Source organism: Tenuifilum sp. 4138str (assembly GCF_041102575.1).
Taxonomy (GTDB): Bacteria; Bacteroidota; Bacteroidia; order Bacteroidales; family Tenuifilaceae; genus Tenuifilum; species Tenuifilum osseticum.
The window spans coordinates 350364-368363 of the sequence record NZ_JBGCUE010000001.1 but is presented as its reverse complement, the minus strand read 5'-3'; the positions used below and the strand labels follow the sequence as shown (position 1 = coordinate 368363).

Here is an 18000-nt window from a genome sequence, read left to right as displayed (position 1 = left end):
GGACGGGATCATGAGCCATAGGCGAACTAATCCCGCCCGGATCACTTGCAGAAAACTCACATTTACCAAAGGCTATTCTGAACAAGGATAGCCTTAAATTTTTGGAGAAACTTCAGGGCGGGACCTTGCTCGCGCGCGTCTTTTGACGCATGCGGCATACGCCACTCATTGCTGGCGCGGACTTGTAGTCCGTGACAAATACCTCTTACACACTTTATTACTTATTCGAGCTGCACCTCATTGAAAACACCTTTTAAAATAACCGCACGGATGGGCTTTACCGAATACAACCGCACGGATTACAACCGACCGAAGGGAGCTCACCGAAGGTAAATCCGCGCGAGCGGGCGTTTATAACGCCATTGCCAAAGGCAAAAACCCTTACAACAAACAAAAATACGAATAGCATGGTATTAAGCAAAAGTGTCATTCTACATCCTGTACTTTTAATTTTAATTATATTGTTCATTTTCAATTGTTTAATATACATACAAATTCCCTTCCTGGTCTAATATATACATTCTGTTTTCATCAAATTGAGGCGGATGGGTCGGAAGCCTCGTTTCAAGTAACATACCATCTACAATATTACCATTTCGTGGGTCGGCTTTCAGTAAAAACCGTTTTCCATCGGTACCATAAGTAAACCAAATGTAATTGTCATAAAGGGTCAGCCCATTGTACAAGATGTAGCTTAAGCTATACCCTTCTATATTTACCCGTAAAGTGTGGTCAAATTCCCGTTCATAAATTTTTTGGCCATTCTCTATATCAATAACAACGTAGTACAGACCATCGCCAACATATCCAATACTCCCATTAAAAATAATATCGTACGGGTTGAACTCTTTTATGTCTATTTTCCAAAGCAATTGCCTGGTTTCCGGGTTTAATGCTATAATTGCCCTCGAAAGGGTTACTATTATTTTATTGTTGTGGTAATAAACCCGGTTTATTTCCCGCTGGCGAACTTCCGGCTCTTTGTCTGCAAAGATTTTTTTGTCTTTATATGTGCCAAACTGGGAAATGTCGAACTGCCAAAGGGTGGAGTCGTTTTCGATATTCTTACAAGTAATTATTTGTGCTTTTCTTGTAAAAATATATTTATTTAAAAATAAAAATGGAACTGCTCCTAAAACAATATCCTTCTTAACAAAAGACATATGGACAGTATCAAACACATGGTATGAGACTGTTTCTTTTTCATTGTCAACAAGTTTCCATAATGTCAGCTTTTCAAATTATACATTTTCATAAGAATATTGGGCATCTCCTGAATAAATTTTACTTCCTTCAAGGTTATAGATATTTAAACCATAGCAAAGGATTAGATTCTGGAAGATTGATAATGAAGGTGTTTTATCATCAAGCTGGAAAACAATATTAAAAGTTTTCTTATCAAGAGCAATAAGCCTTTCAGATTTACGGTCAATAAAATATATTCTTTCACCCATAATAGTGGGCATTTGCCGTAGGCCTGATATTTTGCGGATTAGATTCATCATTCAACAACCTTAAATACTTTATTAAATTTTTCAGCTTTCTCAAAATTTTTGATTAACCTTTCTACATAATTGGTTTCATCAATCAATTCATCCCTAGGAAATAATTTTTTAACCGTATTAAAGTCCAAAGCTTCTTTAAGTTTTGGTATATATTTCTTTAACGCCCCAATTACCTTATCTTTCAGTACATCGTCAGTTATCCCGTCGGTCTTTTTGAATACCCATTGTAAATTTGCTAATTCACCCAGCTTCTCATTACCTAAATCATTTATAAGCCCCCGCTCGCGCGCATCTGCAATGCGTGCGTTTGTAATTCCGGCGTTTATAACGCCATTGCCAAAGGCAAAAACCCTTACAACAAACAAAAATACGAATAGCATGGTATTAAGCAAAAGTGTCCTGCTACATCCTGTACTTTTAATTTTAATTATATTGTTCATTTTCAATTGTTTCATATACATACAAATTCCCTTCCTGGTCTAATATATACATTCTGTTTTCATCAAATTGAGGCGGATGGGTCGGAAGCTTCGTTTCTAGCAGCATACCGTCCACAATATTACCATTTCGTGGGTCGGCTTTCAATAAAAACTGATGCCCTTTATCCTCATGGGTGAACCAAAGGTGGTTTTCATGAAGGGTTAGGCCGATGTACCTAATTTGGCTCAATTTAAATCCTTCGATTTCAAAACGGTAAGAGGGGTCAAAATCCTTTTCAAAAAGTTTTATACCTTTTTCTATGTCAATAATAGCAAAGTATATCAGTCTCCCTGAATAAGCAATATTCCCGTCAAACAAAAGGGTTACAGGGTCGTAATTATCAAAATCAATTTTCCAGATTAACTCCCCGTTAACCGGGTTTAATGCTATAATTGCCCTCGAAAGGGTTACTATTATTTTATTGTTGTGGTAATAAACCCGGTTTATTTCCCGCTGGCGAACTTCCGGCTCTTTATCTGTAAAGATTTTTTTGTCTTTATATGTGCCAAACTGGGAAATGTCGAACTGCCAAAGGGTGGTGTCGTTTTCGATATTCTTCTTAAAAAGTATTTTCCCTTTTTTATCCGTAAGATAGTGAATATCATTCAATAGTGTTCCTATTCCAAACAATGAAGGGAAAATTCCCGCTAATTCATTTTTACTTAAATCAAATTTCAGGATTACAGGTTCATTGTTTCTGTATGTTGACCCATAGTAATATAATTCAGTTCTTTTACCTTTTATATTTAAGTCGAAATCGAATTCTTTAACCTTTGTGCCATCATTCAGGTTTAGTATAGTTGTTTTTTCATTCCCAACCATCCCACAAACAACATATTCCTTATTAATAAAGAAGTTATAACAGTTTTCAAAGTACCATATTTCTTTAAAATTATCCTTTGAAATACATCTCAAATTATCTTTTTTATCAATATACAGCAAATAAGAACTGTCTATTTCGTAGTAGTGCTGTATATTTTTTATTGTGGCTATAAGTTTGTTTGTCATTGTTCTACAACTTTAAATACGGTCTTAAAATTATTAACATCTTTAAAATGATTGATTAATGCTTGAACTTTTGAAACTTCGCTCAAGTTTTTTAACTTCGTAAATTCTATAACCTTTTGTAAAGGCACTTGTTTGAGAGCTTCTTTGCCAGCTTTACTTTCCAACGCCCCAATTACTTTATCTTTCAGTACATCGTCAGTTATCCCGTCGGTCTTTTTGAATACCCATTGTAAATTTGCAAATTCACCCAGCTTCTCATTACCTAAATCATTTATAAGCCCCCGCTCGCGCGCATCTGCGATGCGTGCGTTTGTAATTCCGGCGTTTATAACGCCATTGCCAAAGGCAAAAAACCTTATAACAAACAAAAATACGAATAGCATGGTATTAAGCAGAAGTGTCCTGCTACATCCTGTACCCCCCCGCTCGCGCGGATTTGCAACCGACCAAAGGGAGTTCGGCAAAGCCAATCCGTGCGGTAACATTAACATTTCACTCGCCATTGCTGGCGCGGACTTGTAGTCCGGGACAAATACTTCTTACACTTTATTACCCTCGCTCCCGCTCGTTTTTAAACGCGTGCGGCATACGCCGCTCCGACCGGTAGCCTTCGGTAAATGTAGTAATAATTCCTTTACCCACATTCACCAAAATTTTTTATACATCCATCGCTCGCGTCTGAAGACTCGCATGTACAAAATAATCATCTTAAACCTTAATAGTTTCCATGAATCAAAAAGTAAACCAAACAAAAACATAATAGCTATGAAGCTCACAGCCTTATTTCCGGTTTTGCTACTAACAGTCAATCTTTTTGCACAAAACAGTTCCAAAAAATTTCTAGGCCATGAAGTGTATGACAGCTGGAACGATATTTTAAAACCAAGTATTTCCAACAATGGAATACTCGTAAGCTACGAGGTCAACCCCCAAAAAGGCGATGGAGTGCTATGGGTTTATATCGATAGCACAAGAGGCAATCTTCAGTTCCCAAGAGGGTATAATGCGAAATTCTCACCCAACAGCAACTTTATAGCTTTTCAGGTCAAACCTAAATTTGAAGTGACCCGCCAAGCCAAGCTGGCAAAAAAGAAAGCTGATGAGCTGCCAAAGGATTCCATCAAGGTATATGTGTTTGCAAATTCAATTGGCTACTCCTTTCCAAATGCAAAATCGTATAGGATTCCTGAAGATGAGGGAAATTATATAGCATTACTGACTGAACTAGCCAAAAATAAAGAGGAAAGCGATTCAACAAAAAAAGAGTCGAAAAAGAAAAGCTCAACCAAAAAAAGTAGTACGGTGGGCACCCTAACCATACTTAACCCTATAAATGATTTTTCCCTTAGTATCGATAGCGTTAATCAGTACACCATAAGCAAAAACGGACAATTTGTTGCATACAGCAAATTGGTGGGCGACTCCATAAAACTTTCATCGTTGTATATTTTCGACACAAAAAACCACTCTACCTCAGAGATTTTCAAATTGAATGGAGAGATTGCACAGGTTAACTTTGACGACAAGGGTTATCAACTAGCCTTTGTATTTACAAGCGATACCGGAAAAGTAAAAGAATACGCACTATACTACTGGGAATCAAAAAACCGAAAAGTTCAGCTTGCAGTAGATAAAGCCACAAACGGTATGCCTAAAGGCTGGATGGTTAGTCAGCACTTTGAACCCTATTTCTCGGCCAACGGAAAAAGATTGTTTTTTGGAACAAAGCCCATTCCCGATAAGGAGGGAAAAGACACCCTCCTTGACGATGAAAAGGCAGAGTTTGACATTTGGAGCTGGAACGATACCCTTTTGCAAACCCAGCAAAAAGTTAGGCTGAAAGAGACCGATAAAAAATCGTTCATGGCCGTATACCACATTAGTGAAAAAAGAATGCTACAGCTTACAAACGATTCAATTGAAAGGGTAAAGATCTCCTTAAAAGGCGATGCACCATATGCGCTTGTATCGTGCAACAAACCCTATTTATATGCCATGACATGGGAAAGCCCTCTAAAATCGGACTACTACCTGGTTGATATCAATACGGGGAAATATGAGCTTTTACTAAAAGGTTTACCATTTCAGCCTCAACTATCGCCATCGGGAAAGTACGTTGCATACTACAACCCTGCCGATAGCTCATGGTATACCTGGAGCAAGAAAGAGGGTAAAACCATAAGCCAAACCAAGGGTTTACCCGCTAACTTTTACGATGAACAAAACGACATACCTCAAATACCCCGACCATATGGATATGCAGGTTGGGTTGAAAATGATAAATATTTTTTGGTTTACGACAAGTATGACATTTGGGCTTTAGACCCAACCGGGAAGGTGAAACCAACATGTATTACAAACAGTTCGGGTAGAACTCTGAAAAACACTTACAGAATAGTTCAAACAAACGATGATGACTATCTGAGCTATAGCAACTATGAACTGGTTGAAATCTTTAATAACTCCACAAAACAAGCTGGGTTTGGCTTAATACAAGTAAATAGTCAAACTGGGGTTGACCAAAAATTCCTAACCAACCATAAGTACAGATTCGTATCAAAGGCAAAAAACAGCAATGCTTTGATCTGGCAAAGGGAATCATTTAACGAGTATCGCGATTTATGGATTGGCAGCATGAACTTTTTGGCTCAGACAAAAATTTCAAATGCTAACCCTGCACTCAATAGCTTCAGGTTGGGTACAGTTAAGCTGTATAAGTGGATTGACTTTAACCGCGATTCAGTTGAAGGGTTGCTTTACCTCCCCGACGATTTTGACCCGAACCGTAAATACCCAATGATGGTTTACTTTTACGAAACCCATACCGAAAACCTTTTCAACTTCTACGATCCCAAGCCAAGCCGTTCCGTAATATCGCCTTCCATGTTTGTTAGCAATGGTTACATTGTTTTTATGCCCAACATTAAGTATCAAATAGGGTATCCGGGACGGAGCGCCTACGATGCTGTTATAAGCGGAACCATGTCGTTAATAAAGGAAGGATTTGTTGATAAGGACAGAATAGGTGTGCAAGGTCAAAGCTGGGGTGGATACCAGGTGGCTTACCTTATCACTCAAACCAACCTGTTTAAAGCAGCCTCGGCTGGGGCGCCTGTATCAAATATGACAAGTGCGTATGGAGGAATCCGCTGGGGATCGGGTATGGCCCGCATGTTTCAGTATGAGCACACCCAAAGCCGGATAGGAGGAACCCTTTGGGATAAACCCTTACATTTTATTGAGAACAGCCCCCTCTTTTACGCTCCCAGGGTTAATACGCCATTACTTATTAGACACGACGATGCCGATGGTGCCGTTCCATGGTATCAGGGTATTGAACTTTTCCTTGCTCTCCGTAGGCTGGGCAAACCGGTTTGGTTAATCAACTATAACAACGATGATCATAACCTTACCCGTTATCCCAACAGGGTTGACTGGTCAATTCGCATGCAACAATTCTTTGACTACTACTTGAAGGATGCACCAATGCCTATGTGGATGAACGGTTTGCCTCAAACCCAAAAAGGAAAAACTATGGGGTATGACCCAATGAATAAATGAAATATTTATTTTAACTGAAATTTTAGCTGGTTAGAAAATGGGAAAGTATTGCACTACACTAACAATTACCTTACTTTTTTCAACTTGTGCAATTTTTGCACAACCTAAGAATTATATCAAATGGGTAAACCCATTCATTGGAACTGAGCGAATGGGGCATACTTTCCCTGGCGCAACCGTTCCGTTTGGGGCAGTGCAACTTAGTCCCGATACCGATACTATCCCCTACTCTTCCAATGGCAAGTACAATCCCGATGTTTACAAGTATTGCGCTGGTTATCAGTACGGGGACAGTACCATAGTTGGCTTTAGCCATACCCATTTTAGCGGAACAGGGCATTCCGACCTTGGTGATATTCTTGTGATGCCAACCGTTGGCAAGCTTTACTTAAACCCCGGAACTGCTTCCAATACAAATACAGGGTATCGCTCCAAATTTTCTCATTCCAATGAGTTTGCCGAACCAAACTACTACAGGGTCAAACTCTTAGATTATAACATTCTTGCAGAGCTAACTACCACCACAAGGGTTGGGCTACATCGTTACACATTCCCTGAAACCGACTCAGCGCACATAATCATTGACCTTGTTCATGGCATTTATAATTATCCCGAAAAAAACGTTTGGACATTCATTCGGGTTGAAAACGATACCCTTATAACCGGGTACCGACAAACATCAGGATGGGCACGCACCCGTACTGTATACTTTGCCATTACCTTTTCAAAGCCATTTAAAACCTATGGCATAATCAATGGCGATAAGTTGATTTATAAAGGTTTTTGGCGAAAATTCAATCAAAACACCAATTTCCCTGAAAATGCTGGGCGTGAAATTCGTTGCCACTTCGACTTTTCAACTGCAAACCATGAACAAATATTGCTAAAAGTTGCATTATCGCCCGTGAGTACCAGCGGAGCAGTTGAAAATCTAAATGCCGAAGCTCCAGGCTGGGATTTTGATGCCATCAAAAATAAGGGTCAAGAGCAATGGAATGATGAGCTAGGTAAAATTGAAGTCGAAACCCTTACTGATAGTGACAAGGTAAACTTTTACACATCGATGTACCATGCCTTTCTAAGTCCAACCATTTACATGGATACAGATAGGAAATATCGAGGGCTTGACCAAAACATTTACACAGCAACCAATTTTGATAACTACACTACCTTCTCGCTCTGGGACACATATAGAGCTTTGCATCCGCTTTTTAATATTATACAGCCAAAACGAAATGTCGATATGGTAAAATCGATGTTGGCTCATTACAGTCAAAGCGTCCATGGCATGCTCCCTATATGGTCGCACTACGCAAATGAGAACTGGTGCATGATTGGATACCATGCCGTATCAGTGATTGCCGACGCAGCCGTTAAAGGCAACGATGGCTTTGATTTACCCTATGCGCTTATGGCTTGCGTTCAAAGCGCTAAAAACAACTGGTACGATGGGTTAGGCTATTACAGAGAACTTGGTTATGTTCCTGAGGATATATCGGGGAGTTCTGTTTCCAAAACCCTTGAATACGCTTACGACGATTGGTGCATTGCACAACTTGCTAAAAAACTGAATAGAGAGGATATTTACAACGAGTTCATAAGTCGTTCAAACAATTTTCAAAACGTATTCGATAAGTCCATTGGGTTTATGCGTCCTCGTTTATCAAACGGGAGTTTCAAAACTAGTTTTAATGTGCTTAGCACACATGGACAAGGGTTTATTGAGGGTAACTCATGGAACTATAGCCTTTATGTACCCCATAACCCCGATGCTTTGGTAAGCATGCTTGGTGGGAAAAAGCAACTCCGAACGTATCTTGACACTCTCTTTACCATGCATCTTCCGGATGAATACTTTTCCGAAACCGAAGACATAACCCGCGATGGGTTGATAGGTAATTACGTTCATGGGAATGAACCGTCGCACCATGTTCCATATCTCTACAACTGGACTGATAACCCTTGGAAAACGCAGTATTGGGTTAGAACCATTTGCAACCTAATGTACCAACCTAAACCTGACGGATTAAGCGGAAATGATGATTGCGGACAGATGAGTGCCTGGTACATTTTTAGCGCCCTTGGTTTCTATCCTGTAGCACCTGCATCGCCAAACTATGCTATTGGCAGCCCATTGGTTACCAAAGCCACAATTAAACTGGAAAACGGAAAAACACTTATAATTTCAACCCAAAATCAAGCTAAAAACAATGTTTATGTTCAGAAGGTGTTGCTTAATGGCAAACCTTACAGTAGTTACTTTTTAAACCATAACGATATAGCAAGTGGTGGTGAAATAACATTCATTATGGGTGATAAACCCAAAAAGTTAAAGTGAAAAGGAATATGCACTAAGCATCGATGGAACTATTATTTCGCCGTATCGAAATATCTTTGAAACATTTAACACAATTAAACAAATGTTATTTATTTGATATACAATTATATAAGAAATATATTTAAAATAAATCTAAATTAATGGTGCTAAATCCAAATATTATGCGTTACTTGCACCCGAATTAATAAATCACAACAAATGAACAAAGGAACAGTAAAATTTTTTAATGAATCAAAAGGCTTTGGTTTTATTAAAGATTCAGAAACAGGTGAAGAGTATTTTGTACACGCCACTGGATTAAAAGATCAAATTTCAGAAAACGATGAGGTTACTTTCAACCTTGAACAAGGTAGAAAAGGGCTGAATGCAGTAGACGTAAAATTGACTTAGATTATCCAACATACTTGTTTTAATCCCGGTTTTACCGGGATTTTTTTTACCATGAACTTTCAAATGCTAATTTTGTTAATTGAAAAAAATGAAAAACATGAAAATTCCTCAAATAGCCATTTTTCTATCAATTGTTCTAAGCGTTTACGCGCTTGTTAATTTATTCCTATTTTACCAAACCCGACCGGTATTCAGTTTGGCTTCAATTGGAACTTGGTTAAAGTTTGTATTTTGGTTTATTGTTCTAGCCTACCCTTTTGGTAGAATACTTGAAGCTATATTAGGTGGACAAATTCCAACACTTCTTGTAAAGGTTGGCTCAATTTGGTTAGCCTTTATGCTTTACCTTACACTTTTTTTCCTGCTTTTTCAATTAGCATCGCCTCTTATAAATTGGTTATTAAAAATAGATATTAAAAGTTCCCTCGAAACACATAGAATGGTAGTTGGAATGCTATACTTTGCAACGCTTACAGTCATTCTTGCTGGCTATATATACGCTATCAACCCCAAGATAAACCAGCTAAAAATTGAATCAAGTAAACCTATTCCAGGTGGAGGCTTAACCATAGCAATGGTTTCCGATATTCACCTAGGAACAATAATTGGGAAAAACGAATTAACGAAGCTTGTGGACAAAATCAACTCACAAAAGCCTGATATTGTCTTATTTGTAGGTGATATTTTTGATGAGGACATTGCCCCGGTGGTTAATGGTCAAATGGGAGAGCAATTTGAGCGTATTAATGCAAAATACGGCGTTTTTGCAGTAACCGGAAACCATGAGTTCTTTAGTAACCATCGGGCAAAAATTGAGTATCTTCAAAAACATGGTGTAAACGTTTTGAACGACACGGTTGCTGAAGTTGCCAACATCAACATTGTAGGGCGGTACGACCGGCAAAGCAATTTTGCCTTGGGGCAAAGCCGTAAAACCTTATCGGAATTAGCAAAAGATATCGACCAGAGTAAGTTTACAGTAGTGCTCGACCATCAGCCATTCAATCTAAACGAATCCGTTGAATCCGGAGCTGACTTGCAGCTTTCGGGTCACACCCATCACGGACAGATGTGGCCTTTAAACTACATTACCCAAGCGGTATATGAGGTTAGCATGGGATATAAAAAGATTGGCAATACACACATATATGTATCGCCCGGCTATGGAACCTGGGGCCCAAGGGTAAGGCTTGGGAATAGACCGGAGATAGCGGTGATAAGGATAAAGGATAAAGGATTAGTTGATAGTTGATAGTTGATGGTTGATGGTTGATAGTTGATAGTGAAAAAAAGCATTTCACTAAACACTGAAAACCAAACAATACTCTCCATCTTCCCTGTAAACTGCACACTGTGCACTGCACACTATTCAAAAGAACTTTCGCTGCGCTCAGGTTTATTACAAATTAAGTTGTTCGTGTATAGTTGCTCGTTGTTCGTGAAACTATTGTCATACTGAGCCAAGTCGAAGCATCCATTTGCTCTTTTGCCCTTCTGTCGGGTTTGAGATCCTTCGCTACGATCAGGATGACAAGCTAAGTTGATGATTGAAAGTTGATTGTGCTGCAACGGGATATAAAACCTTACACTGTGTAACTTTGTGTTACCCCGTTTAACACTGTGGTACTGTTTATGCTTGCTGTAAGATTCAAGAAATCAGAAAGCTAGCTTTAAATCATAATGAGCATCTCGTTTCACCATAGCGGGGTTTTAGTAATTAAAAAAAACTGTTAATAACTTATTACCCTCACATTCTGTAAATTATACTATTTAACAGTTATTACTCCACTGTTAGTTTAAGTATTTTTCTATTTTTGTTTTTGAAATTTTGGTGGAATGGAGAATTTCATTGTATCGGCACGAAAGTATCGCCCAGCGACGTTTAAAAGCGTGGTTGGACAGGCATCAATTACTACTACCCTAAAAAACGCCATACAGCGTAAGCAGTTAGCCCAAGCCTACTTGTTCTGCGGACCACGAGGGGTAGGTAAAACAACATGTGCCCGAATTTTTGCCAAAACCATAAACTGCCAAAACCTTTCCCCTGAGCTGGAAGCCTGTAATGAGTGCGAAAGCTGCAAATCGTTTAACACCAACCGCTCCTACAATATCCATGAGCTCGATGCAGCATCGAACAACTCCGTTGAGGATATCCGAAAATTAATTGAGCAGGTTCGCATACCGCCCCAAATTGGTAAGTATAGCGTATACATTATCGATGAGGTGCACATGCTCTCGCAAAGCGCATTTAATGCTTTCCTTAAAACACTTGAGGAACCGCCAGCCCATGCCATATTTATTATGGCAACCACCGAAAAACACAAAATCCTCCCTACCATTCTATCGCGTTGCCAGATATTCGATTTTAACCGTATCCGCGTTGAGGACACCGTAAACTACCTTGAGTATATCGCTAAAACAGAGGGTGTTGAATACGAGGTGGAAGCCTTGAACATAATTGCCCAAAAGGCCGACGGGGCCATGCGCGATGCCCTTTCAATCTTTGACCAGGTAGTGAGTTTTAGCGAGAACCATATTACCTACCAAAAGGTAATTGAAAATCTGAATGTTCTCGACTACCAGTATTACTTCCGTTTAACCGAGAATTTCCTTAAGGGCGATTATGCTGACTCATTGCAGATATTCGATGAACTTCTCTCAAAGGGTTTCGATGCCCAACAGTTTGTAACTGGGCTAAGCATGCATCTAAGGAATGTGCTTGTTTGCCACGATCCAAAAACAATTCCCTTACTCGAGGTTGGAGCGGCTATTGCCCAAAAGTATAAGGAGATGGCAGCAACCTGCCCGCCAGGTTTCTTAATTGAAGCGCTTCAGGTCACCAACCAGTTTGATGTCGCCTTTAGGCAAAGCCCCAACCAAAGGCTTCATGTTGAGCTGATGCTTATTAGGCTTTGTGGGCTTAATCAAAAAAAAAAAATCTGACGACAGCCAGGTAGAGGACGCCGATCCCGTTGAGTACAGTCAGCCTATATCATCTACCGTAAAACCAACAGCTACGCCAAAAGCAATACCAACAACCCCTAAAACACCTGTCCGCACCACATCAATCAAAGGTGCATTAAGCGGAGCGCCGAATAATGCTGATATTAAAAATAATGATGAACCCAAGGTAGAGGAAATCCAAACTGAAAACCAAGGGATTGCAAGTGTTGAAATTAAAAGAATTTCACACGAACAAGTACTTCAGGCTTGGACAAGCTTTGCTGAGCAAATTCAGAAAGTTAAACCCGCACATTTTAGCTTAATGCAGGTGTATAAGCCAATTTTAAAGGAAAATAACAAAATCATTATTCAGTTTGAGGGTCAAATTCAGATTGAACTTTTTAGCGAGATAAAAAAAGATTTGCTCACCTACATCAAGAAAAGTTTTGGAATCCTAAACATTGAAATAGCTGAGGAAATTGTAGAAAAAATTGAGGATAACGGAAAACCAAGGCTCTACACTCCCGAAGATAAGTTCCGCTTTATGGCAGAACGTAATCCAGCACTAATCCGTTTAAAACAGCAATTGAACCTTGACCTCGATTAATTGTTATTTAAGTAGCAATTAACTATTTTTGAAATGAAACCTAAAAAACTAAAGCTATGAATAAACGTTTAGAACAAGCTATCAATGAGCAAATAAATGCCGAGATTTGGTCGGCATACCTTTACCTGTCCATGTCAGCTCACTTTGGAGCGCAGGGATTCAATGGCTTTGCCAATTGGTTTAAAGTACAGTGGCAGGAGGAGCTAACCCATGCCATGAAATTTTTCGACTACCTAATTGAGCGCGGTAGTAAGCCTGAACTCAAGCCCATTAAGGAGGTTCCAACCAAATGGGATTCCCCTCTACACGCCTTTGAGGAGACACTAAAGCATGAAAAGGAGGTTACCCGCTTAATCAATAACCTTATGGATATTGCCATTGAGGAAAAAGACCATGCTGCAAAAGGAATGCTGCAATGGTTTGTAGATGAACAGGTTGAAGAGGAAGCCAATGCCCAGGAATTAATTGATACGCTAAAGCTAATCAACGGCAACGGCAATGGACTTTTCATGCTCGACCGTGAGCTTAAACAACGCACTTTTGTAGACGACACCAAAAAGGCAGAATAAAAAATATCGCCAAATAGAAACGGGGCTAATTAGCCCCGTTTTTTAATTGCTAAAGATTTATCTATTAAAAGAGTATACAAAATATTAATTGGGAAACCTACCAATCCTATAAAAATACATGCTTTAATATTAGGCATTTAAAAATTACGTATCAATGTCGTTTAGTTAACAAAAATATTCATGCCTGTCATCCTGAGCGCAGCGAAGGATCTCTAATCGCCCCCATGAGACGTTTCGCTTAGCTCAACTAGACAGTAGATTCACTAACAACGATTCACGAACAACGAATAACACTTCAAGCCCCGTAGGGGCGTAATATTTGTAACTCCACACCTACTCCCCATGTATTGCGATGCACGAAATACATTTTCCAAAGAGCAAGGGTGAAGCTTTGCATCGCAACGGTGAAGCATGGCAATGAGCTATTTACACGTTCTTTCTTGTCTTGATACAAGAAAGAACCAAAGAAAATCAAGGCTGAAAAGCCCGATCCGATGGGTACCCCGCGGGTGGAACTGCCACGCGATACTATTCGCCACGCCTTTGGCGTGACTCATGTGGTATCGCTTACTAAACCCACCGCCACGTTCCACCCCCGACCCATTGCCGGGTCAGGCTTTTATACCATAGCCTGCTTCTTCCGCTCCATTCCCTCTCAGGGGAAAGGGTTAGGGTGAGGTCGTATCCTATATTCAACCTAGATGACCCCTCTAAATCTCCCCTGAGAGGGGAGACTTTAACGGTGCACCCCTCTCCTGTCAGGAGAGGGGCGGGGGTGAGGTCGATTCCGCGAACAACGAGCAACGAGCAACGAAGACCGCTTCCAGCCCCGTAGGGGCGTAATATTTGTAACCAAAATGCTACCCCTACAAGAATAGCGATGCACGCATTACATTTTCCAAAGAACAAGGATTAGGCTTTGCATCGCAAAGGAGAAGCATTGCAAAGAGCGGTTTACAAAAAAACGACAAGGATTAAAGGTAAAGCGATGCTTCGGCTAGTTCAGCATGACAAAGGAGTAGAAAGAAAAATAGGGTTTTTGTCATCCCGAGCAAAGTCGAGGGATCTCTTCAAAGGATTGAAGAAAAATGAGCAATGAAAAGCTTCGGCGAAGTCTATCCCTATAAATCTGGTCTCAGCACGACAACGTGATGTTTCGCTTGCGAACAACATAACAAATAACCTTAACTAAACAACATTGAATTACGTATTAACAGAATTAAACTCTTATTAGGTAGTATCCTTTCGTTATCCAAAAAATTCAAGTAAATTTGTAAGCTTCAAAAAATCTTAAATTTTTACAAAATGGGCTTAAGTAATTTTCTAACCAAATTTTTTGGAACCAAATCGGATCGCGATTTACGCGAGCTGATGCCTATAGTAAACAAAATCAGGGAGGCTTACCCCCGATATACCACCTTAACAAACGATCAGCTAAGGGAAGAGACTGAAAGGCTACGCAAGGTAGTGCGCGATTATATAGCTGAGGATGAGGCTAAAGTGGAGCAGCTTAAAGCCCAGATGGAGTCGGAAGAGATTGACTATGAAGAAAAAGAAAGGGTTTACAAGGAAGTTGAGCGATTAACAAAGCAGATTGACGATAAAATTGAGGAGGTGCTTAACCAGGTACTTCCCGATGCCTTTTCCATTGTTAAGGAAACCGCACGTAGGTTCAAGGAGAACGAAACCATTGAGGTAACAGCTACACAGTTCGACCGTGACCTTGCCGCCCGAAAGGATTTTGTTACCATACTAGGCGATAAGGCCATTTACAAAAACCGCTGGATGGCAGGAGGTAATGAAATTGTGTGGGATATGGTACACTACGACGTACAGCTCATTGGTGGCGTTGTACTGCATCAGGGGAAAATTGCCGAAATGGCAACAGGTGAAGGTAAAACGCTGGTTGCCACACTACCAGTGTTCCTGAATGCCCTTGCCGGCAAAGGTGTACATGTGGTTACCGTAAACGATTATCTTGCTCGCCGCGACTCTGAGTGGATGGGACCAATATATGAGTTCCACGGCCTTTCAGTGGACTGTATCGATAAGCATCAACCTAACTCTGAGGCTCGCCGTAAGGCCTACAACTGCGATATCACCTATGGAACAAACAACGAGTTCGGTTTCGACTACCTACGCGATAACATGGCAATTGCTCCCGATGATCTGGTTCAACGAAAGCACCACTATGCCATTGTGGACGAGGTTGACTCGGTTTTAATTGACGATGCCCGAACCCCGCTAATCATCTCAGGACCCGTTCCAAAAGGCGAGGATCAAATGTTTGAGGAGTACAAGCCAAAGGTTGAGAAACTTGTTAATGCACAGCGTTCACTTATTACCCAACTTTTAACCGATGCTCGTAAACTTATATCCGAAGGGAATACCGAGGAGGGAGGAAAACTACTACTCCGCGCGCACAAGGGTTGGCCAAAATACAAACCCCTTATCAAATTCCTAAGCGAACAAGGTAATAAGGCACTCCTGCTTAAGACTGAAAACTTTTACATGCAGGATAACAACCGTAACATGCACCTTATTACTGACGATTTATACTTTGTAATTGACGAAAAGCAAAACTCTGTTGAGCTAACCGATAAGGGGATTGACCTCATCACCAGCTCAGCCGAAGATCCGAAGTTTTTCGTTCTCCCCGACATAGGAAGCGAAATCGCCGAAATCGAGAAAATGTCGATAACACAGGGCGAAAAGCTGACTAAAAAGGATGAGCTACTTAGGGAGTATGCAGTAAAATCGGAGCGCGTACATACTGTTCATCAGCTACTAAAGGCATACACCATGTTCGAGAAGGATGTGGAGTATGTTGTAATGGATAACAAGGTAAAAATTGTTGACGAGCAAACAGGTCGTATCCTCGAGGGGCGTAGGTATTCCGATGGTCTTCACCAGGCCATTGAGGCCAAGGAGCGCGTTAAGGTTGAGGCTGCCACTCAAACGTTTGCCACAATTACACTTCAGAACTACTTCCGTATGTACCATAAGCTGGCAGGTATGACCGGTACTGCTGAAACTGAGGCCGGTGAGTTCTGGAGTATCTATAAACTTGATGTTGTAGTTATCCCCACAAACAAACCGGTTATCCGTAAGGATATGGAAGATTTGGTTTACAAAACCAAACGCGAGAAGTACAATGCAGTAATTGATGAAATAGTTAGACTCCGCGATGCAAACCGTCCGGTACTGGTTGGTACTACCTCGGTTGAGGTGTCGGAATTGCTGAGCCGAATGCTAAAACTTAAAGGGATACAGCATAATGTGCTTAACGCCAAGCAACACCAACGCGAAGCTGAAATTGTGGCACATGCAGGTATACCCAAAACGGTAACCATAGCCACCAACATGGCAGGTCGTGGTACTGACATTAAGCTAACCCCTGAATCGCGGGCTGCGGGCGGTTTGGCTATTATTGGTACTGAGCGTCATGAATCGAGGCGTGTTGACCGTCAGCTGCGTGGTCGTTCGGGACGCCAGGGCGATCCGGGAACATCGCAATTCTATGTTTCACTGGAGGATGATTTAATGCGCCTTTTTGGCTCGGACCGCATCGCAAGGGTTATGGATGCCATGGGGCATAAGGAGGGCGATGTAATTCAGCACTCAATGGTATCAAAATCCATTGAACGTGCTCAGAAAAAGGTTGAGGAGAACAACTTTGGAATACGTAAGCGTTTGCTGGAGTACGACGACGTAATGAACGCTCAGCGCGAGGTTATTTACAAGCGTCGCCGCCACGCACTCTTTGGCGAAAGGCTCGATGTGGATATCTCAAACATGTTCATGGATGTTTGCGAGGCAATAGTTAACGAGTTCCATGGTAATTACGAGTACGATGATTTCAAGCTAGAGATCATCAAGCAATTTTCACTCGATGTCCCTATAACCGAAGACGAGTACCTTGAGCTTAAACCATCAGAGATAGCCCAAAGGCTTTACAAGGTTGCCCTAGAATCGTACGATCGAAAGGCGCATGAAATTGCACGACAGGCCTACCCGGTAATCAAAGAGGTTTACGAAAAACAATCGGCCATCTACGAGAATATCGTGGTACCAATATCCGACGGTCAAAAGGTTTATCAAACCGTTACAAATCTGAAAAAGGCTTACGAGACAGGTGGTAAGGAACTAATTCGTTCTTTCACAAAGAACATCATACTGTTCACTATCGATGAGTACTGGAAGGAACACCTGCGTGAAATGGACGAGCTAAAACAGAGCGTTCAGAATGCCGTATACGAGCAAAAAGACCCTCTGCTCATCTATAAGCTGGAAGCATTTGACCTTTTCCGCACAATGATTGATAAGCTTAACCGCGATATTGTTGCAGTTCTTGTGAAGGCGTTCATTCCGCTTCGCGATCCCAACCAGGTACAGGAAGCCCGTCAAAGCCGACGTACCGATATGAGCCAGTACCAAACCAGCCGTACCGATAATTTACAGCCTGGCGCAAACACCCAGGAGCAGAGCCGTCAACCAGTAAAAGTTGAAGTTAAGGTAGGACGTAACGATCCATGCCCATGCGGTAGCGGTAAAAAGTACAAGAATTGTCACGGTAAAAACCTATAATTATTTCTGAAC

Annotated in this window: 13 protein-coding genes and 1 pseudogene; 9 read left to right on the top strand and 5 right to left on the bottom strand. The window is 40.9% G+C overall.

Translation table 11 applies throughout. The features are described from left to right. Positions 1-479: 479 nt before the first annotated feature. From AB6811_RS01550 to AB6811_RS01530, 5 genes are all read right to left on the bottom strand, one after another. Positions 480-1163 carry a PQQ-binding-like beta-propeller repeat protein gene (locus AB6811_RS01550; RefSeq protein WP_369488444.1) on the bottom strand — a complete coding sequence of 228 codons (684 nt, stop codon included), beginning with the start codon at positions 1161-1163 and terminating at the stop codon, positions 480-482. A gap of 78 nt (positions 1164-1241) precedes the next feature. After that, on the bottom strand, positions 1242-1454 hold the full coding sequence (locus tag AB6811_RS01545) for a hypothetical protein (RefSeq protein WP_369488443.1): 213 nt from the start codon (positions 1452-1454) through the stop codon (positions 1242-1244). Between the two features lie 47 nt (positions 1455-1501). Continuing rightward, the gene (locus AB6811_RS01540) at positions 1502-1945 is read right to left on the bottom strand and encodes a hypothetical protein (protein WP_369488442.1); all 444 of its coding nucleotides are present in this window, start codon (positions 1943-1945) and stop codon (positions 1502-1504) included. Further along, positions 1929-2993, bottom strand: coding sequence for a hypothetical protein (locus AB6811_RS01535; protein WP_369488441.1), 1065 nt, complete (start codon positions 2991-2993; stop codon positions 1929-1931). The genes AB6811_RS01540 and AB6811_RS01535 overlap by 17 nt, the downstream gene beginning before the upstream one ends. Beyond that, the gene (locus AB6811_RS01530; protein ID WP_369488440.1) at positions 2990-3496 is read right to left on the bottom strand and encodes a hypothetical protein; all 507 of its coding nucleotides are present in this window, start codon (positions 3494-3496) and stop codon (positions 2990-2992) included. Before AB6811_RS01530 ends, AB6811_RS01535 begins: the two co-directional genes overlap by 4 nt. 262 nt (positions 3497-3758) lie before the next feature. Here AB6811_RS01530 and AB6811_RS01525 point away from each other — a divergent pair, with 262 nt between their 5' ends. The 9 genes and pseudogenes from AB6811_RS01525 to secA all read left to right on the top strand — a co-directional run bounded on the left by AB6811_RS01525 (position 3759) and on the right by secA (position 17988). Next, positions 3759-6554, top strand: a complete 2796-nt coding sequence (locus tag AB6811_RS01525) for an alpha/beta hydrolase family protein (RefSeq protein WP_369488439.1) — start codon at positions 3759-3761, stop codon at positions 6552-6554. Between the two features lie 37 nt (positions 6555-6591). After that, complete coding sequence (locus tag AB6811_RS01520) at positions 6592-8892, top strand: GH92 family glycosyl hydrolase (RefSeq protein WP_369488438.1); 2301 nt, start codon at positions 6592-6594, stop codon at positions 8890-8892. 198 nt (positions 8893-9090) lie between these two features. Next, entirely contained in the window at positions 9091-9282 is a 192-nt protein-coding gene (locus AB6811_RS01515; protein ID WP_369488437.1) for a cold-shock protein, read from the top strand. Between the two features lie 88 nt (positions 9283-9370). Next, a complete protein-coding gene (locus AB6811_RS01510; protein ID WP_369488435.1) occupies positions 9371-10534 on the top strand; it encodes a metallophosphoesterase in 1164 nt (387 codons plus the stop codon). A gap of 584 nt (positions 10535-11118) precedes the next feature. After that, a pseudogene (locus tag AB6811_RS01505) lies at positions 11119-12204 on the top strand (DNA polymerase III subunit gamma/tau); the annotation flags it as partial. Position 12205: 1 nt separating this feature from the next. Then, positions 12206-12832, top strand: a complete 627-nt coding sequence (locus AB6811_RS01500) for a DUF8439 domain-containing protein (protein WP_500812343.1) — start codon at positions 12206-12208, stop codon at positions 12830-12832. A 56-nt stretch (positions 12833-12888) separates the two neighbouring features. Beyond that, entirely contained in the window at positions 12889-13401 is a 513-nt protein-coding gene (locus AB6811_RS01495) for a ferritin (protein ID WP_369488433.1), read from the top strand. A gap of 494 nt (positions 13402-13895) precedes the next feature. Then, entirely contained in the window at positions 13896-14078 is a 183-nt protein-coding gene (locus AB6811_RS01490; RefSeq protein WP_369488432.1) for a hypothetical protein, read from the top strand. A gap of 628 nt (positions 14079-14706) precedes the next feature. After that, complete coding sequence (secA, locus tag AB6811_RS01485) at positions 14707-17988, top strand: preprotein translocase subunit SecA (protein WP_369488431.1); 3282 nt, start codon at positions 14707-14709, stop codon at positions 17986-17988. Positions 17989-18000: the final 12 nt, after the last annotated feature.

Coding starts and splice junctions, on each gene's coding strand:
- AB6811_RS01530 (WP_369488440.1), bottom strand. CDS start 3,496: ATGGCGAGTGAAATGTTAATGTTACCGCACGGATTGGCTTTGCCGAAC.
- AB6811_RS01535 (WP_369488441.1), bottom strand. CDS start 2,993: ATGACAAACAAACTTATAGCCACAATAAAAAATATACAGCACTACTAC.
- AB6811_RS01550 (WP_369488444.1), bottom strand. CDS start 1,163: ATGTCTTTTGTTAAGAAGGATATTGTTTTAGGAGCAGTTCCATTTTTA.
- AB6811_RS01495 (WP_369488433.1), top strand. CDS start 12,889: ATGAATAAACGTTTAGAACAAGCTATCAATGAGCAAATAAATGCCGAG.
- AB6811_RS01545 (WP_369488443.1), bottom strand. CDS start 1,454: ATGGGTGAAAGAATATATTTTATTGACCGTAAATCTGAAAGGCTTATT.
- secA (WP_369488431.1), top strand. CDS start 14,707: ATGGGCTTAAGTAATTTTCTAACCAAATTTTTTGGAACCAAATCGGAT.
- AB6811_RS01515 (WP_369488437.1), top strand. CDS start 9,091: ATGAACAAAGGAACAGTAAAATTTTTTAATGAATCAAAAGGCTTTGGT.
- AB6811_RS01540 (WP_369488442.1), bottom strand. CDS start 1,945: ATGAACAATATAATTAAAATTAAAAGTACAGGATGTAGCAGGACACTT.
- AB6811_RS01525 (WP_369488439.1), top strand. CDS start 3,759: ATGAAGCTCACAGCCTTATTTCCGGTTTTGCTACTAACAGTCAATCTT.
- AB6811_RS01510 (WP_369488435.1), top strand. CDS start 9,371: ATGAAAAACATGAAAATTCCTCAAATAGCCATTTTTCTATCAATTGTT.
- AB6811_RS01520 (WP_369488438.1), top strand. CDS start 6,592: ATGGGAAAGTATTGCACTACACTAACAATTACCTTACTTTTTTCAACT.
- AB6811_RS01490 (WP_369488432.1), top strand. CDS start 13,896: ATGGGTACCCCGCGGGTGGAACTGCCACGCGATACTATTCGCCACGCC.